This window comes from Pseudomonas sp. GW822-FHT02G04 (assembly GCF_058802085.1).
Genome location: NZ_JBXANU010000004.1, coordinates 338,905 through 355,061, shown reverse-complemented (window position 1 = coordinate 355,061; position 16,157 = coordinate 338,905). Strand labels below are relative to the sequence as shown.

Here is a 16,157-nt window from a genome sequence, read left to right as displayed (position 1 = left end):
GACTGGAAAGCGCCTGGGCTGGAGCGCTCCGTGTCTGAGTGGTGACTGACAGCGTGGCCATACAGACAGACCAAAAATCCGTTTCAAGTCCAAACGTAGCATAGCTGGCTTTTGTGATGAGCTATCACTATTCAAGCAGGAAGTTTCCTGACATACGGCTATCATCGTTTTCAGCTTTCCGACACGTGAGACCGATGGCAGGGAGAGGGGATGAGGACGAGAATTATCTGTTCATTGGTTCTTGGAGGCGTTGTTTCAGGATGTAGCCATCTAGCGCCAGATATTAAGGACTCGGAGGTGGCAGCCGACCGTCCTACGACCATCAACGGTTTTGTGATTGCGTCAGACCAAACGGCACTGCGATACAGAGCCAAAATCGCTAAGCAGGAGGAGAGAGAGTGGGACACTGGTTCAGCCAACTTGATCGGGGGAGGCATAGGTGCGATAGGGGCAGTGGCTCAATCTATCCCAATCGCTGGAGCGGGAGCGCTGACTGTTGGCGTATCTACATTGGTCTCTAGCTTCTATGGTATTGAGAAACAAAACGATGCGTACACGTCTGCCTATGCGTCGACTAAATGCCTGACAGAGCTGGCTTCAAATTTGGAAAGCCCCGCCATGGGGTTCGTCAGCGCTCCATCTGGAGGAGGAGATGCGACTACTTACTCCTTGAGGCTTTTAAATACCGGAATGTATCGAATGGAGGACAAGCTAGTGGCTCGATTACGGAAACGGGCTGTCAGCACCTCTCCAGATTTTGTCCAGTTCCAGTCCTATCTGAAAATGGGTCTTGCATCCGCCAAAGCACCTACAGCTGGAGTCGACAAAAGTAAAAGTGTTGCCTTCGTAACTCAGTCTGATGGTTTGGCGACAACGATACCCTCGGAGGAGCTGGAGCGCGTACAAATCGCTGTCGGAAGGCTCGAGGCAGACGTTGGCGTGTGTGTCTCAGCAAACTAAAGGTATGCGTCCGGACATCACGCCTTGCGTGATTAGACCGGCTGCCAACTATGCGGCAGCAACTGATCGATTTCACTCGCCCGCTGCGTCGGCAGGCGCGTGTGAATATCCTTCAGATACGCATACGGATCATGGCCATTGAGCCGTGCAGACTGAATCAAACTCATGATCGCCGCCGCGCGTTTTCCGCTGCGTAGCGACCCTGCGAAGAGCCAGTCCTTGCGCCCCAGAGCCCATGGCCGGATCTGGTTGTCGGGTAGTCAGACGCGGTTACCCGCGTCCAACCCCCTAAGAACCGTGCACGCGAGTTGGCGTCACCCGAGTTGAAGCGATGATGGACTATGCAGATCAATTCGTGACAGGGATGCCTTGGCGCAATGCAACGCCGGCGATGGCCCCTTCAGGTTGCAGGTATTCCTGGACGATCTTGGCAAAGGGGTAAGCGCCCGGCCAACACACCCTCCTGAATCCAAACCTCAATGAAGCACACACCAGCGCCCCCAGCGTTGGGATCAGAACGAGATGTTGGCTGAATGGTTAGGTCAATGGTAAGCGTTCCGGGAACACACCTTCTGAACTCCAGCATTAAGGGCGATGGTGTCCGCGTATTTTTAAGCGGACGCGATCGCCCTTAACGTCAGGATTTCCATGCGCCAACGAAGCTCTTACCCGAAACCGTTCAAAGCCCAGGTTGTTCAGGAATGTCTGCAACCGGGCGCAACCCTATCCAGCGTTGCCATCAGCCACGGCATCAATGCCAACGTTATCCGCAAGTGGCTACCGCTTTATCGTGATCAGCTACCAGTGGCGTTGCCGGCTTTCGTTCCGTTGAAAGCTACGCCTAAACGGCAGGTGGAAGCGTTGGCGGCCATTGAGTTGCCGCTTGGTGAGCACTCAATCACAGTGAAATGGCCAACGTCCGATCCTGAAGGCTGCGCCCGCTTTGTCCGTGGACTCACCCAATGATTCGCATCGACGCCATCTGGCTCGCCACCGAGCCCATGGACATGCGTGCCGGCACTGAAACGGCGCTGGCCAGGGTGATCGCGGTGTTCGGTGCGGCGAAGCCGCACTGTGCTTATCTGTTCGCCAACCGCCGTGCCACTCGTATGAAAGTGCTGGTGCATGACGGGATTGGCGTCTGGCTGGCTGCTCGCCGGTTGAACCAAGGCAGGTTTCACTGGCCCGGTATTCGGAATGGCTGCGAGATGGAGCTTGATACCGAGCAACTTCAGGCCTTGGTGCTCGGTCTGCCTTGGCAACGCGTTGGGGCTGGCGGTGCAATCATACTGCTTTAACGCCCGCCATTAGCCCATTGGTCTATCGCCGCAAACGGCTTGCTCTGGCAAAGTTCGCGGCATGACTTCATCGCCCAATCTCGACCAAATGTCCCCTGACCAACTGCGTGCCCTCGCGGCGCAGTTGCTGTCCCAGGTTGGTTCTCTCGGGCAGCAGGTCGACCGGATGGGCAAGAAGAACGACCGCGACCAAACCATCATCGAGCAGCTCACCCACGAAATCGCCTGGTTCAAACGTAATAAGTTTGCCAAGCGCAGTGAGCAATTGAACCCTGCCCAAGGCAGCCTGCTCGACGACCTGCTCGACACCGACATCGCGGCCATCGAAGCCGAGCTGAAGGCGTTGAATCCGCCGGCTGCGCCCGCCGAACCATACAAGCAGCCAAAGCGTGTTTCCTTGCCAGCGCAGTTTCCGCGTACCGTGATTTATCATGAACCCGACACCACCCAGTGCGCCTGCGGCTGCCAGCTCCAGCGCATCGGCGAAGACGTCAGCGAGAAGCTGGATTACATCCCGGGCGTGTTCACCGTCGAGCAGCATGTGCGCGGGAAATGGGTCTGCCGCAAATGTGAAACGCTGACTCAGGCTCCGGTTCCGGCCCAGGTAATCGACAAGGGCATCCCGACCGCTGGGCTGCTGGCTCACGTGATGGTAGCCAAGTTCGCCGACCATTTGCCGCTGTATCGGCAAGAGAAAATCTTTGGCCGCGCCGGCCTGGCTATCGCCCGCTCGACACTGGCGCAGTGGGTCGGCCAAACCGGTGTGCAGCTCCAGCCCTTGGTCGATGCACTGCGCGAAACAGTGCTTGCTCAAGGCGTGATCCACGCTGACGAAACGCCGGTGCAGATGCTCGCACCGGGCGAGAAGAAAACCCACCGTGCTTACGTCTGGGCCTACTGCACCACGCCTTTTTCGGCACTCAAGGCGGTGGTTTACGACTTCAGCCCAAGCCGTGCCGGCGAACATGCACGCAACTTTCTTGGCCAGTGGAATGGCAAGCTGGTTTGCGACGATTTCGCCGGCTACAAAGCCAGCTTCCAGCAAGGCATCACCGAAATCGGCTGCCTGGCCCACGCCCGCCGCAAGTTTTTCGATCTGCACGCGACGAACAAAAGCCAACTAGCCGAACAGGCGCTGCACTCAATTGGCGGGTTGTACGAAATTGAACGGCAAGCGCGGGAGATGACCGACGAAGATCGCTGGCGAATACGCCAGGGGAAAGCGGCACCCCTTATCGACGCACTGCATACCTGGATGTTGGCCCAGCGCGATCTTGTGCCCGAAGGGTCGGCTATCGCCAAAGCGCTGGATTACAGCCTCAAACGCTGGACGGCACTGACTCGATATCTCGAGGACGGGGCTGTGCCCATAGATAATAACGCGGTCGAAAATCAGATAAGGCCGTGGGCACTTGGACGCTCGAACTGGTTGTTCGCCGGGTCGCTACGCAGCGGTAAGCGGGCAGCTGCGATCATGAGTTTGATCCAGTCAGCCCGCATGAATGGGCATGATCCTTATGCGTATCTCAAAGATGTGCTGACGCGCCTGCCGACGCAGCGAGCGAGTAAGATCGACCAACTGCTGCCACAGCATTGGGTCTCGGTCTGACGTTCTCAACGTGAGGGTGCTCTTGCATTAGAATGACCGCTCAACTCATATGGAACAGGACTGATCCGAATGGAAGCGCGAGCCACTTTTTCCTCCAAGAATTTCAAACCAACTGACCTGACTCCCACGCCCGAAATTACAACAGGCTTACCAGTGTCGATCAGCTCCATGGAAAAGTCCTATACAGGAGCTATCGATGGTATTTCTTCAACAGCCTTTACTGCGGCGTTCGACCAAGCGTCAAGAAGGGGCAGCTACATCGCGATGGAGAGCTTCAAGGGTACGGTGAATGGGGTAGAGGGTTCCTTTAACTTCATTCATTCCGCCTCCACGACCGGAATTGATCGTGCAGATGAGTTTTTCTGCATAGTTGGAGGCAGTGGTACGGATGGTTTGAAAGGGATATCAGGGTCAGGAGGGATCACAATTGACACCGATGGAACGCACCATATTTGGTTGAATTACCACCTCGAATAATTTAACAAACCGTAAAGGGCACCGCCCCTGATGCGCATCAGGGAGGTGTCTTCGCTAGGTGCTTACCTCTAAGTGGATGAGACCACGCTGCTACGCTAAGCCGTGGCGCTATGGATATTGGAATGGCCTGCGGTACAAAGAATGTTCATGGTTGAGCCATATTGCACAACATATACAAGGACGAAAGCATGACTGACAGACGACCTTTGAATCCAAACGTAACTGTTCCGAAGCCGGGCGGCGGCGTTCAGCCCCGGTCTCGGAATCAAGATGGCCAAGTCCGCGATAAGCGAGATGACGCAGGAAAGCCCAAGAAGAAATAATCAAACGTGGTGAGTGGTAGGTCATTCACGAAATGGGAGTGACCTGCTTTTTCAACTGGCTTGGTTTGGCGCTATGTAGACGGTCACAGTCCCTTCCTAGTTAGTTGTCGTCACCCGGCCTTTTTTTGAGCGCCACCATCGAATGCATCAGCCTCGGCTCATTCTAGCCGATCAGGTGATGTGTTCGAGTGCCTGCTCTTGGCCGAGTCTGTGTAAAAACGTTTTTCAGCGCGACAGGTACTCAAAACCGGACTGGAAATCGCGCATCTACGCAAAATCCACATCTGCTCGACTGGATAATCTTGGCCTGGATCAATACAAGAGAAAGCGGTGTAGTCTTTCATCGCCCGAGTTACAGACCCGGGCACTTTGAAAATAACCGCCTGACACACGCCAACAAAGAAAAACCGATGAGCCTTGAGTAGGAGGGAACCTGTGGAACGGGAATACATGGAATTCGACGTGGTCATCGTCGGCGCTGGCCCGGCAGGCCTGTCCGCCGCCTGCCGACTGAAGCAGAAGGCCGCCGAAGCCGGTGACGAAATCAGCGTCTGCGTGGTAGAGAAAGGCTCCGAGGTCGGTGCACACATTCTCTCCGGTGCGGTGTTCGAGCCGCGTGCGCTGTACGAACTGTTCCCGGACTGGAAAGAACTCGGCGCGCCCCTGAACACCGAGGTCAAGCGCGACGACATCTATGTGCTGCGCGATGCCAATAGCTCGATCAAAGTGCCCTACCTGTTCGTGCCCAAGACCATGCACAACGAAGGCAACTACATCATCTCGCTGGGCAACTTGTGCCGCTGGCTCGCCCAGCAGGCCGAGAACCTTGGTGTGGAGATCTATCCGGGCTTTGCCGCCCAGGAAGCCCTGTTTGACGAAGACGGCGTGGTACTTGGGATCATCACCGGTGATTTGGGCGTCGACCGCGAAGGCAATCCCAAGGAAGGCTTGTACACCCCCGGCATGGAGCTGCGCGGCAAGTACACCCTGTTCGCCGAAGGGTGCCGCGGGCATATCGGCAAGCAATTGATCAAGCGCTTCGACCTGGACAACGCCAGCGACGTGCAGCACTACGGCGTAGGCTTCAAGGAACTCTGGGAAGTCGATCCCGCCAGGCACCAGCAGGGTCTGGTAATGCATACCGCCGGCTGGCCGCTGGACGTGATTAGCACCGAGAACACCGGCGGCTCGTTCCTGTATCACCTGGAAAACAACCAGGTGGTGGTCGGTCTGCTGGTCGATCTGTCCTATGGCAATGCCTACTTGTCGCCGTTCGACGAGTTTCAGCGCCTCAAGCACCACCCAGTGATCAGCCAGTACCTGGAAGGCGGCAAGCGCATCAGCTATGGCGCCCGTGCATTGGCCAAGGGTGGTATCAATTCGTTGCCAAAGATGGTTTTCAAGGGCGGTGCGCTGATCGGTTGCGACCTGGGCACCATGAACGTCGCAAAGATCAAGGGCAGCCACACCGCGATGAAGTCCGGCATGCTCGCCGCCGAAGCAGTGGCTGATGCGTTGCTGGCCGGCGGCGAAGGCGGTGATGAGTTGACCGCGTACGTCGAAGGCTTCGAGACCAGCTGGCTGTATGAAGAGCTGTTCGCCAGCCGCAATTTCGGCCCGGCGATGCACAAATTTGGCCCGATGCTCGGCGCGGCGTTCAGCTACATCGACCAGAACTGGTTCGGCGGTAAGCTGCCGTTCACCCTGCATGACACCAAGCCGGACTATACCTGCCTGAAGCTGGCGGCCGATTCGAAGAAAATCGACTATCCCAAGCCCGACGGCAAATTGAGCTTCGACAAGCTGAGCTCGGTGTTCCTCTCCAGCACCAACCACGAAGAGGAACAACCCTGTCATCTCAAGCTCAAGGATCCGAACATTCCAATCGGCACCAACCTGCCGCTCTACGACGAACCGGCACAACGCTACTGCCCGGCCGGTGTGTACGAGGTAGTGACCCAGTCAGATGGTGAGAAGCGCTTCCAGATCAACGCCCAGAACTGTGTGCACTGCAAGACCTGTGACATCAAGGATCCTTCACAGAACATCATTTGGGTAGCCCCGGAAGGCGCTGGCGGCCCGACTTACCCGAACATGTAAGTCGGCGATGCAAGAAAAGCCCCCTCGTCTCGCGGCTCAGGGGGCTTTTTTTGCCGCGTGATAACCTGCATTGGCTGACGCCTTCGCCGGCAAGGCCGGTTCCTACAGGCGAAGGGGCCCGCACGGGCCGACTCAACCCTTGGCCAGCACCAGCTCATCCGCTGTGCTCTTAGCGATCCGCTCGTAGCGGCGCATTTCCGAAGTTTCAAGGTAACTTCGCTGGACGCTTACCTTATGCTTAAGTGGGCGTCCTCCTAATCACGCAAGGTGTGTTCGGCGGACGCTTACGGTCAATGCATCCCCAGCTCATAATCATCGGCAACCCTGGACGGAAATCGTGTGTCTGGCTGCTTGTGCCATGATTGATTTCCAATACGACCAGATGCTCATCACCATGAACAATTTCAAATTCTTTCAGCTGGTTTGCGCAGTTGGCAGGGGTAGAAAAAGCTTGGCTGTTGGGAGTGGTAACTTGCACAGATGTAATGTCGCGAAAGCCGTTGGGATGTTCAAACGGCTGCGCTCGCTAAATCGGAGCCTCATCTGGTCTCTTGGCAAACGAAAGAAAAAACCACATCGGTTCGGATATAGGCGCATGTCTCTCCTTTGTAGGTTTTCCTTTGCTGATTGGGGTGTATGGATGGCCAGTTGAGTCGGCTCAAACTTTCCTTTGGCACGTCCTTGTTGAATTGGGTGAAGCGCTAAGCGCTTCTACTTGGGAGGCCGCTCCTCCTAGTCATTCATGGGACGATGCTTGGCCAAGGCAGACCACCCAGCCGCTTAGCCAGAGGGTTATTACAGCCCCTCTGGCTACCGGATCGGACCCACGTTGACCGAGTCCTGCGACTCAGCCTCGCCGAATTGACAGCAGCTTATAGGTGAAGGGGCCCTTCTTGCCGTTCGCTGGGAAAGTGTCAATTGACACTCGGTCACCTTGATTGCCTCCAAGAACCCCAATCATGCCGCCGCCTGCATCCAGCCAAAACCCAACATGGCCACTGCCAGGGCTGGCACCACCACCGGTGCGGCTGAATACTACTATGTCGCCTTTCTGGGGCGATTTGGTGACGTCAATGCCCCAATCAGTGTTGTGCCAAGACTGGGCGCTCGCACTGTTAGTGCCATGCATGCCGGCCTGGGTTACGCAGTAGTTCACGAACGATGAGCACCAAGCTACGCTGTCCTGTGTCGCGTGCAGCGATGTGGTCGAGTGATAGAGAAGTATGCGTGGATTGTTACCCGGACCAGGAACTTCTGTGACCCCTGCGGCCAGTTCCGCGCGGGCGATGTCGTATGGTCTGCTACCCGTAGGTACGGGAATTGGAAGGCCGCCGGCGACAGGAGCCAGATATTCGCCGAACATGAAACCGTCAGCAACACCATCGCCCTCTTGATCAACTTTGATCCAGTCCCCGCTTCGTCCCAAAGCGCGCACAACAGTGTTCAGCGGTACTGTCTCGATGTCAGTGAACTCGCGCCCCGGCCCCCGGCGCAGGATTAGTCCCGAGCGGGCGGTCACGCGCATCAGCGCGAGCGGCGGTGAAGGGAGCTGCCCAACATCTGTGATGGACGCTGCTCCGAGATGGAATTGACCAAAGTCGCCGAAGGCTGGACTGGCGATGTTTCCATCGTGGCTGATGCCAGCTTCAGTTTTCTCGAGCGCCTTCTGGAATAACGCCCAGCGTTCGGTGGCCAGCATTTCGGGGGTGCCCGACCAGCCGAGCGAACCCGATAACCAAATCAACGAAACCAACGACTGGTCCAGAAGGTGACCAGCGACCTTCCCGGAACCGTAGACACCGATCCGGAAATTAGGGCCTACCGCTGTGTTGACCGCACGAAAGTAAGCGTCAATCTCAGACAGGTCAGCCGCCTTTACGAAATCCCAATCGACGGCGAAGTAGATCGCCGAGCCGTTGGGCTGTTTAAGGCTCACCGCTAGGTCCCGGGCTCGTGTGCCATCCCTGGTTCCGTTCGCCGTGCCGAAGTCCTCAATGTGCCCGCCTTTGCCGCCGGCACGTTGCTCAAAACAAACTACCAGGGCTAATCCAGCCTCGCTGAGTGCAGTTGCTTCGGCCAGCTCCAGGCGCTTAGTCGGAAAAGTCGTTGAGTTCGTGTTGTTGTAGTAGCGAATGACTACCTTGACGCCTTTAGCCAGCAGGGTTGGTATGTGGGCTGTTAGGGAATTAGCACTGTCGATTATTTCCAGCATGGCGGATCTCCTTTCCTATTCGTACTCTTGATACCTTCATTTGTCGGTCCGAGCTTCAACTAAATATTCATATGAATGTTGAGTAGCAACTCAAGACTGTGTCACTCCAGTCAAGCACAACATCCACACAATCGTCGGTTGCGGGGGCACGCAACTATGTTTTTCAGGTCAACTCGCCGCCGGCAGTCGCCAGCATCCGTCCATCGTGGAACTGGATCAGCAGTTCAGCATCGTGTTCTACCAACGCGGAGTTGTGGAATAGCTAGCTGGAGGAAGAGGGGGGGCCTGGCCGTGACTTTCTTTGGGATTGATCAGCTCTACGATCATTGCCGAGTGGGTGTTCACCCAAAACGGGCAGCGGCAAGCATGAGTTTGATCCGGTCGGCACGGCTCAATAGGCATGATCCGTATGTTTATCTGAAAGACGTTCTGACGCACCTTCCGAGGCAGCGGGCGAGTGAGATCGAGGAGCTTCCACCTCACAAATGGAGCGAATCACAGTCGTGTGCCTGATGGTCAAGAAGCGAATGCGTGCGACGCTGCGGGCTATTCGGGATGAGCTGAAGCGCCGACGTCATGAACCCATCCGGGCTCAAGGGGCAATGGCTCACTCGGGTGGTGAGTGGTTACTTCAATTACCACGCGGTGCCAGGAAACTTGAAGCTATTGAGTGGTTTCAGGAAGGCCATATGCCGATATTGGCGTCAGGCTCTCGGGCGACGCAGCCAGCGAAATCGGCTGCAATGGTCTCGCTTCGGGTTGCTCACAGATCACTACATACCGAGCCCAAAGAATGCACACCCGTATCCTGAGGTTCGCTTCGCGTCACGCACCCAAGGTAGGAGCCGTATGCGGTAGTTCCGCACGTACGGATCTGTGCGGGGGGGCAGGTAACTGCCATCCCTACCGTGACCAACACGAAGCGCGTTTTGTTCACTATGGCGCGCTGACGCATTGGGCAGTGCTGACGGCTGATGATGAGCCAAAGCTACACGATGCGGCTGGATCAACTGCGGACCGTAGTCGGGTAATAGATACTCCAGTAGAGAAGGGCTCTTTGCCGGCTTGAATAGATAAGCCTCAAGCTTGCAAAGAGCCTATTCCAGTGTCGAAACTTACTGACTCCTTCGCGCTTACATCCTGATTATTGCTACCAATATGAATCATCGCTCAAGCTGTTGTGGAGCTCACTTAGCCGCTGCCTGGATAGTTTTAATAAGAGCGGATGTTGCTTCATCTTTCGGCTCGACTGATGTGGCAACCGTAGCGGCGTTTTGTTTTTGCTGGTCATCGGCAAGGGGCACCGTTTGACTGAGTACGACTAGCAAGTTGTGCTGACCATCTACGCTCGAATCCGGGAGCTGTTGGATGACCAGGGGGATCGCCCGCGGATCCTTGAGGTTTACCAGAACATTGGTGGCGAACGATCGAACGGTGCTGTCATCACTTACGGACGCTTTAGTCAGAGCCTTCAAGTCGTTTTCTTCAACAACTGCTTTCAGTTCTCCGTTCTGGTTGGCATTTGACTCTGCAATTTCATTGAGTGAGACAAGCGCACCAAGCTTTGTACGATAACTACTGTCGGTGCTCTGTACTTTGGTTAACAGCGGTCTTGCGGCGGGCATACCTTTTTTTCCAAGCTCAGAGCGCGCATCGCGCCTCACGTAGGTACTGTCGGAGTTCAGGTTCTCGATCAGCTCTTCAACGTTTAGAGTAGGCTCATCCGCGTTGGCTGTTGGCACCAGTGACCAAGATGAATTATCAATAGCGGGTGTTAATTCAGCGACAACATGGTTGGTAGTGGCTCCACTTCCGCACGGGCCAACCTTGGCAATTACGGTATTTGTCTCATCGTAAAGGCTCTCTTCCCGGGAAATGTAGCTCCACTGAATGGTATCTCCAGAGCCTAATTTCGGTTTTATCAAAGCAGAGTCGATGCAGCTAAATACTTGCTCTTTATCACCAATGTTAACGATGAGAGTCAGTTTTTTACGAACAATATCTTTGTCGAAAACCACAAAATCATAACTATTTTTTAGTCTGGATCCGAAAAAATCGTTATCGCCCTCGAATACCATAGTTGCCTCTTTTGTAAAGCCATCTATGTTTATGCGTAAGTAGCCCGTGCGGCCAGAAATGATAAAAAATATTGCGATTGCAAGTGCTGCGGACCCTATGATGGTCATTGATTGGCCTGGTATGGTGAGGCTGGCCTTAGAACCAAACGCACCAAGGATTATTCCGAGACCTGCACAGAACATGAAGATTTTCAGTGAAAAATATCCAAGGTGCATCACTTCGAAGGAGGTTCCTATCCCGATCATGACTAATCCCATAACAAGAGCAGAGTAAAAAATAGGACCAACGCCGACTGATTTGTTATCGGTAACGTCTGACTTGTCGCTCATGATTGCTCCGGATTGCTGATTTACCAATGAATCACCACTAGACTCAACAACCCAATGAGTGCCTATGCTTAAAGTGGTGGTAGAAACAAAGCTAGACGGCACCTAAACACTTGTCCAATAGGGGGTGGTCAGAATCGTGTGCGAAAGTTCTCATCTGTATAAAAGAGTGGAGTGAGGCATCTGATGCCGTTCAAGTGCTCGGGCATTCGTGCGTATCGATGCTGGCTGGCACTCTTCACGTCTACCTCGAAACTTGGGAGCAGAAAGTCGGGATAAAGATCCACCCCGAAGAACGGAAGACATTATTTCGCAAGGGGGCTGCACGGTTACAGGACCGTATTCTCGAACTCCGTCGGTGTGCAGTTCAATGACAGCGGTGCGAATCTCGGTATGCTTGAGCAGCTCGTGTTAGCTAGAAATCGGGCACAGCACCCAGGGAGTCTTACACGTATAATTGCAACTCATGAGGCGAAGGATCTGAAAAAACATCCCAATCCATTTTTCCTTGCGGACCATGAACGCGAGTTGCTTGCTCAGATAGAGGTCATTGGATTGGATGTGGATTTAGTGTGGATGATTAAGCCCACGTTGCATGTCGATGCCGACAAGCTCAATACAGTCCTCACTGAAGTCGAGCACTTCGCTACATGGTTCGATCAAGCGTGCTTCGAATGGCTTTACAGTCCGGAGCAGGTAGACCATAACGATCAGTAGTAGAGTGGAGTCGGAAAAGCGTCTAACGGTCCGCTACTTTGGTTGTAAGGTGGGTGAGCTTTGCTCACGTCCGGACCTTGCCTTGGGGGTGGAGTCAGAATGCTTATTCTGGATAGCGACTACAACATGGAGGTCTAACTCGTGAGCATTCGTTTTTCTGCCGAAGGCCCTGCATTTCCTGAAACACTGGTAGACGCTCTGCTTGCCGGGGAGGTCGTCTTTTTGTGCGGGGCAGGTGTAAGCGCGCCACAACTGCCAGGCTTCGGCGACTTAGTCCAACAATGCTTTGACCGACTTAATTTGGTGCAGAGCGGGTCTGAGCTCGCATCATCCGAAGCTGGTCGCTTCGAAGAGGTACTAGGTTCTCTCAGCCGTCGAATCGTCAACCCACGTGATATGACCCGCGCGCTGGTCGATCTCCTGCAGGCACCCACGCCCCCCGATTTGACTAATCACAACACGATCTTGCGATTATCACGAGACCTCGATAACCATCCGTTGATAATCACAACCAACTTCGACACGATGCTTGAGAAAGCACTTCATAGCGCTGACAGCGTCGTAAACGTTCAGGGACTTAGCTTTGCTGGGCAGGATCTCCCCGCTCCAGGTAGCGCTGACTTTCGTGGAATCATCCATCTCCACGGACGTATCGCCGACGATACGGTCGGGCTGCACCAAACACCCCTTGTTGTAACGAGTGCTGACTATGGCGATGCCTACATGCGATCAGGATGGGCTTCGCGCTTTCTGTTCGACCTGTGTCGCTGCAAGACGGTTGTCCTAGTGGGTTATAGCGCAGGGGACGCGCCAGTACGTTATTTTCTGAACGTCTTGGAAGCAGACCGCGAACGTTTTCCAGACTTACGTCCCGTTTATGCTTTAGACGCGATTGAAGCCCGAGACGCTCCGGACGCACGCTGGGAAGCGCTCGCCGTCGAACCGATAGGCTACGAAAAAACTGTGGATGCTGTGACAGGTCGCCGCGGTCATCGAGCGCTATGGGACGACCTAGCCCAGCTTGCGGATCTGGTAGAGCGCCCCCGTTCGACGAGACAGGCGTGGGCAACGGCAATTCTCTCCCAACCTTACGCATCCATGTCCCCAGCGGAGCTCGACAAGGTTTGCTGGCTGTTCAATGGTAAAAATGATCTGTCATCTATTGCGATCACCTCAATTCAAGACTCTGCATGGATCGACTTTTTCCTTGAACGCAAGCTTTGGAGCGACGATCAAGCACCTTGGATACTGGCTGCGTGGCTTGCTCTAGACCTCGAGTCTCGAGATCGATACTTGCTAGCTCTTAAATGGATGAAGAAGATTGGCAAGTCGCTCGCAACCGCGTTAGCAAATCGTGTAGATCACGTAAATGGATTGCCTGATCTCTGGACGCGTGCGTGGCGCCTCCTAGTGTCTAATCCGTCGTGTACTGATCGTATGGAGGCAGAGCTCCAAATCTACAGCCTGCAAAATAGGCTCGGCGGCACAGTCGTTCTTCATTCCGACTTCCTCACAGCAGTTGATTTAATTACCCCTGTGCTGACCCTCGATGGAGCGCGAGCATTCCTGTCAAACCAGGAAAACGCCGACGCGCCTGAGCAAATCAGGGATCTGATTCGACCCAGTTTTGACCTGCGAGATTCTGGCGGCGCTGCCGAGTTGGTAGATGCTTTGCTGACGCAGTCACAGCCAGCGCTAATAATGAAGTTAGCGACCGCAAAGCTTCAGGATCTTGTCGCGTCAACCGTCGATTGCGGAGCGCTTGAAACCGACTATGACATCAATGATGCCTCAGTTCCCTCGGTGGAACCTCACCCACAGAATGAGCATCATGACGGGCCGATGCTCCTGGTTAAGTTGATCGCGAGTCTTTTGCCAAGAGTTGCCGAAACGGATCGAGATGCTGCTCGGCAGATTGTTGATGAGTGGCGGCGTGTGCCAGGAATGTTAGCCGTAAGACTATGGCTTCATGCGCATCGTAATGCCGCTATCTACACAGCAGACGAGGCCATTCGTGGCCTCAACGCTCTGTCACTTACCCAGTTTTGGCAGGTGAAACGTGAACTTCTCCTCGTGATGCGAGAACGCCTTGCTGATGCCAGTCAAATGTTGGTCTTAGAACTTGAGCGGAGGGTGCTGACTGAGGGCGAAGTGTTCTTCGCACGCTACACCATCGACAGTGGCCAAACCGATTGGAGAGGCCATGCTCGTGACTCCGACGTATGGCTGCGCCTGAAGATGTTCGAAGCTGCAGGAGCCTTGTCCGAAGCAGGAGCCCAGGAGCTCTCCGCAATCTTACTACGGCGCGATTACCTAGATCGCGACGTGGAAGAGCGAGACTTCTTTAGATCTTATTCAAGCGGTGTCCGAACGATCATCGGTGATGCTCAACCAATTATAGCCGCTGCTAGTGAGCAACGTCTCGAGATCGCGCAAGCGGTCATGCAGAGCTTCGACATCGAGAAAAGAATGGGCTGGAGTGCCTACTGTGGTGATGATCCCGAGGGCGCGTTCGACACACTTCAAAACGCTCCCCTTGAGGAAGTGAATGCACCGTTGTGGAACGACTTGATAGGCGCTTTGACATTTCCCCCAAGTACCAACGCTGGGACGACCTCAGAACTCACTATCCGAGTTTTTCAACGCATGGAGCATGCCGAATACGGATTTCTGACCCTTGTCATCGAACGCTTGGCAACCCTTTATGCATTCGTCCCTAGGCAACCCAGTAATGATGTATCAACATGGTGGCAAAGGTTATTTGCGATAGCCGTTGAACAAGACGTAGAGCTTCTCGAAGACGGGGAACGACTGTATGAGCGAGCGATCAACTCACGTGCGGGCAGATTAGCTGAAGCCTTACTCTTCGATATCGAGGCCGCCCGACAAGCGTTCGGTGCGGTTAGCGAGAATCATCTCAGGGCAATGGTTTTTGCTGCTCGCGCAGAAGGAAAGCAAGGCGCGTTTGCACAAGCGATTTTTGTCAACTCGCTCGCATTTGTACTGAGCGTGGCGAACGATGAAATTTGTACCTGCCTTGATGCTGCCCTTGGCGAGACGACCATTGCGGGGCATGGATTGCGAGCAGTCTTGGTAAACCAACGGCGTACCTCTATCTCTGTCTCGAGAGTATTCTCCACTCACATTTTGAGGGGCCTGTTGGAGGTTGGCGCATCGAATCACGAAACTACAGCCGCAGCAGCAAAGATTATGGCGCCTGCATTGGCGATTATTCGTGAAGACAGTGATGTCGAGGCTTGGGGCATCACCCTTACGGATATCGCTCATACACTTCGCAACTGTTCAGCCGCATTGCGAGAAGGCGTTGTGGAGCTACTCGCTCAGTGGGTTGCGGAAATTGAAGGCGGTCCGGCAGAAGCATGGCGTACAAGCGTCGGCCCCCTTCTTGAAAGAGTATGGCCGCGAGAGCGCGTGCTGCGTGAAAGCGCGTTGACCCGCCATTTCACTAATCTGGTAATAAAGTCAGGAGAGGCTTTCCCCGAAGCACTTGTTCAACTGCTTCCCTACCTCACGCAGGTTCAAGGGCGAGAAAGAGTACCCGCCCTAGAGCGATCAAAATGTCCGGAGAGTTTTCCTCGCGAAACCCTGACACTGCTATGGCGTCTCTACGGTCCGGGTAGCACTCACAATCTCTACGGAATTCCCAAAATATTGGACCGCTTGATCGCAACCCAGCCGACGATTGAGTTCGATAGACGGCTTCAGTCTCTGCATTTTAGAGCCGAGAGATATGAATAGCGCAAGGAGTGGAGCGGGGTCGTTTATAAGGGCTTGGCGGATCGACATATGTGAAATGTATAAGCTTTTTGGGTAAACCCACCAGGCTAAAAAGGTGTCCAGCCAGCTTGTAGCTGAGCTCCTTACATTTCAGATCACTTTTGCACCCGATCACCCGTCTTGAGGCAGGTTATGGATAAGAAGCACGTTTTTGCATCATTCAAAATTGGATCGTTTTTTGGACAAGCTCCCGCGATCCGCGCGTAAGCCATACGGATCAGGGCATCAACGAAAAGACACCTTTTCTCATGGCGTCCC

At 54.5% G+C, this 16,157-nt stretch carries 10 protein-coding genes and 2 pseudogenes; 9 read left to right on the top strand and 3 right to left on the bottom strand.

The genetic code is table 11. The features are described 5' to 3' along the window. Positions 1-297 precede the first annotated feature (297 nt). On the top strand, positions 298-960 hold the full coding sequence (locus AC1RO5_RS08410) for a hypothetical protein (RefSeq protein ID WP_493174394.1): 663 nt from the start codon (positions 298-300) through the stop codon (positions 958-960). Between the two features lie 32 nt (positions 961-992). Here AC1RO5_RS08410 and AC1RO5_RS08405 read toward each other — a convergent pair. Continuing rightward, a pseudogene (locus tag AC1RO5_RS08405) lies at positions 993-1,214 on the bottom strand (transposase domain-containing protein); the annotation flags it as partial. A gap of 394 nt (positions 1,215-1,608) precedes the next feature. Here AC1RO5_RS08405 and tnpA point away from each other — a divergent pair. The 5 genes from tnpA to AC1RO5_RS08380 all read left to right on the top strand — a co-directional run bounded on the left by tnpA (position 1,609) and on the right by AC1RO5_RS08380 (position 6,767). Continuing rightward, positions 1,609-1,926, top strand: a complete 318-nt coding sequence (tnpA, locus tag AC1RO5_RS08400; protein WP_493174392.1) for an IS66-like element accessory protein TnpA — start codon at positions 1,609-1,611, stop codon at positions 1,924-1,926. Continuing rightward, positions 1,923-2,258 carry an IS66 family insertion sequence element accessory protein TnpB gene (gene tnpB / locus AC1RO5_RS08395; protein WP_493174390.1) on the top strand — a complete coding sequence of 112 codons (336 nt, stop codon included), beginning with the start codon at positions 1,923-1,925 and terminating at the stop codon, positions 2,256-2,258. The genes tnpA and tnpB overlap by 4 nt, the downstream gene beginning before the upstream one ends. A gap of 61 nt (positions 2,259-2,319) precedes the next feature. After that, positions 2,320-3,867: an IS66 family transposase gene (gene tnpC, locus AC1RO5_RS08390; RefSeq protein WP_493174388.1), complete on the top strand. Its 1,548-nt coding sequence runs from the start codon at positions 2,320-2,322 to the stop codon at positions 3,865-3,867. 69 nt (positions 3,868-3,936) lie between these two features. Beyond that, complete coding sequence (locus AC1RO5_RS08385) at positions 3,937-4,344, top strand: DUF3224 domain-containing protein (protein WP_493174386.1); 408 nt, start codon at positions 3,937-3,939, stop codon at positions 4,342-4,344. Between the two features lie 758 nt (positions 4,345-5,102). Next, positions 5,103-6,767 (top strand): electron transfer flavoprotein-ubiquinone oxidoreductase, encoded by a 1,665-nt coding sequence (locus AC1RO5_RS08380; protein ID WP_493174384.1) that lies wholly within the window; start codon positions 5,103-5,105, stop codon positions 6,765-6,767. A gap of 847 nt (positions 6,768-7,614) precedes the next feature. On the opposite strand, the gene AC1RO5_RS08375 is transcribed toward AC1RO5_RS08380, so the two are convergent. Next, on the bottom strand, positions 7,615-8,979 hold the full coding sequence (locus AC1RO5_RS08375) for a TIGR02594 family protein (protein WP_493174382.1): 1,365 nt from the start codon (positions 8,977-8,979) through the stop codon (positions 7,615-7,617). A 348-nt stretch (positions 8,980-9,327) separates the two neighbouring features. On the opposite strand from AC1RO5_RS08375, the pseudogene AC1RO5_RS08370 reads away from it, so the two are divergent. Then, positions 9,328-9,492: pseudogene (locus AC1RO5_RS08370) on the top strand (transposase domain-containing protein); the annotation flags it as partial. 674 nt (positions 9,493-10,166) lie between these two features. On the opposite strand, the gene AC1RO5_RS08365 reads toward AC1RO5_RS08370, so the two are convergent. Continuing rightward, complete coding sequence (locus tag AC1RO5_RS08365) at positions 10,167-11,387, bottom strand: HEAT repeat domain-containing protein (protein ID WP_493174380.1); 1,221 nt, start codon at positions 11,385-11,387, stop codon at positions 10,167-10,169. Between the two features lie 357 nt (positions 11,388-11,744). Here AC1RO5_RS08365 and AC1RO5_RS08360 point away from each other — a divergent pair, with 357 nt between their 5' ends. Next, positions 11,745-12,101, top strand: a complete 357-nt coding sequence (locus AC1RO5_RS08360; RefSeq protein ID WP_493174378.1) for a hypothetical protein — start codon at positions 11,745-11,747, stop codon at positions 12,099-12,101. A gap of 141 nt (positions 12,102-12,242) precedes the next feature. Continuing rightward, positions 12,243-15,860, top strand: a complete 3,618-nt coding sequence (locus AC1RO5_RS08355) for an SIR2 family protein (RefSeq protein ID WP_493174375.1) — start codon at positions 12,243-12,245, stop codon at positions 15,858-15,860. Positions 15,861-16,157: the final 297 nt, after the last annotated feature.

Coding starts and splice junctions, on each gene's coding strand:
- tnpA (WP_493174392.1), top strand. CDS start 1,609: ATGCGCCAACGAAGCTCTTACCCGAAACCGTTCAAAGCCCAGGTTGTT.
- tnpB (WP_493174390.1), top strand. CDS start 1,923: ATGATTCGCATCGACGCCATCTGGCTCGCCACCGAGCCCATGGACATG.
- tnpC (WP_493174388.1), top strand. CDS start 2,320: ATGACTTCATCGCCCAATCTCGACCAAATGTCCCCTGACCAACTGCGT.
- AC1RO5_RS08385 (WP_493174386.1), top strand. CDS start 3,937: ATGGAAGCGCGAGCCACTTTTTCCTCCAAGAATTTCAAACCAACTGAC.
- AC1RO5_RS08375 (WP_493174382.1), bottom strand. CDS start 8,979: ATGCTGGAAATAATCGACAGTGCTAATTCCCTAACAGCCCACATACCA.
- AC1RO5_RS08365 (WP_493174380.1), bottom strand. CDS start 11,387: ATGAGCGACAAGTCAGACGTTACCGATAACAAATCAGTCGGCGTTGGT.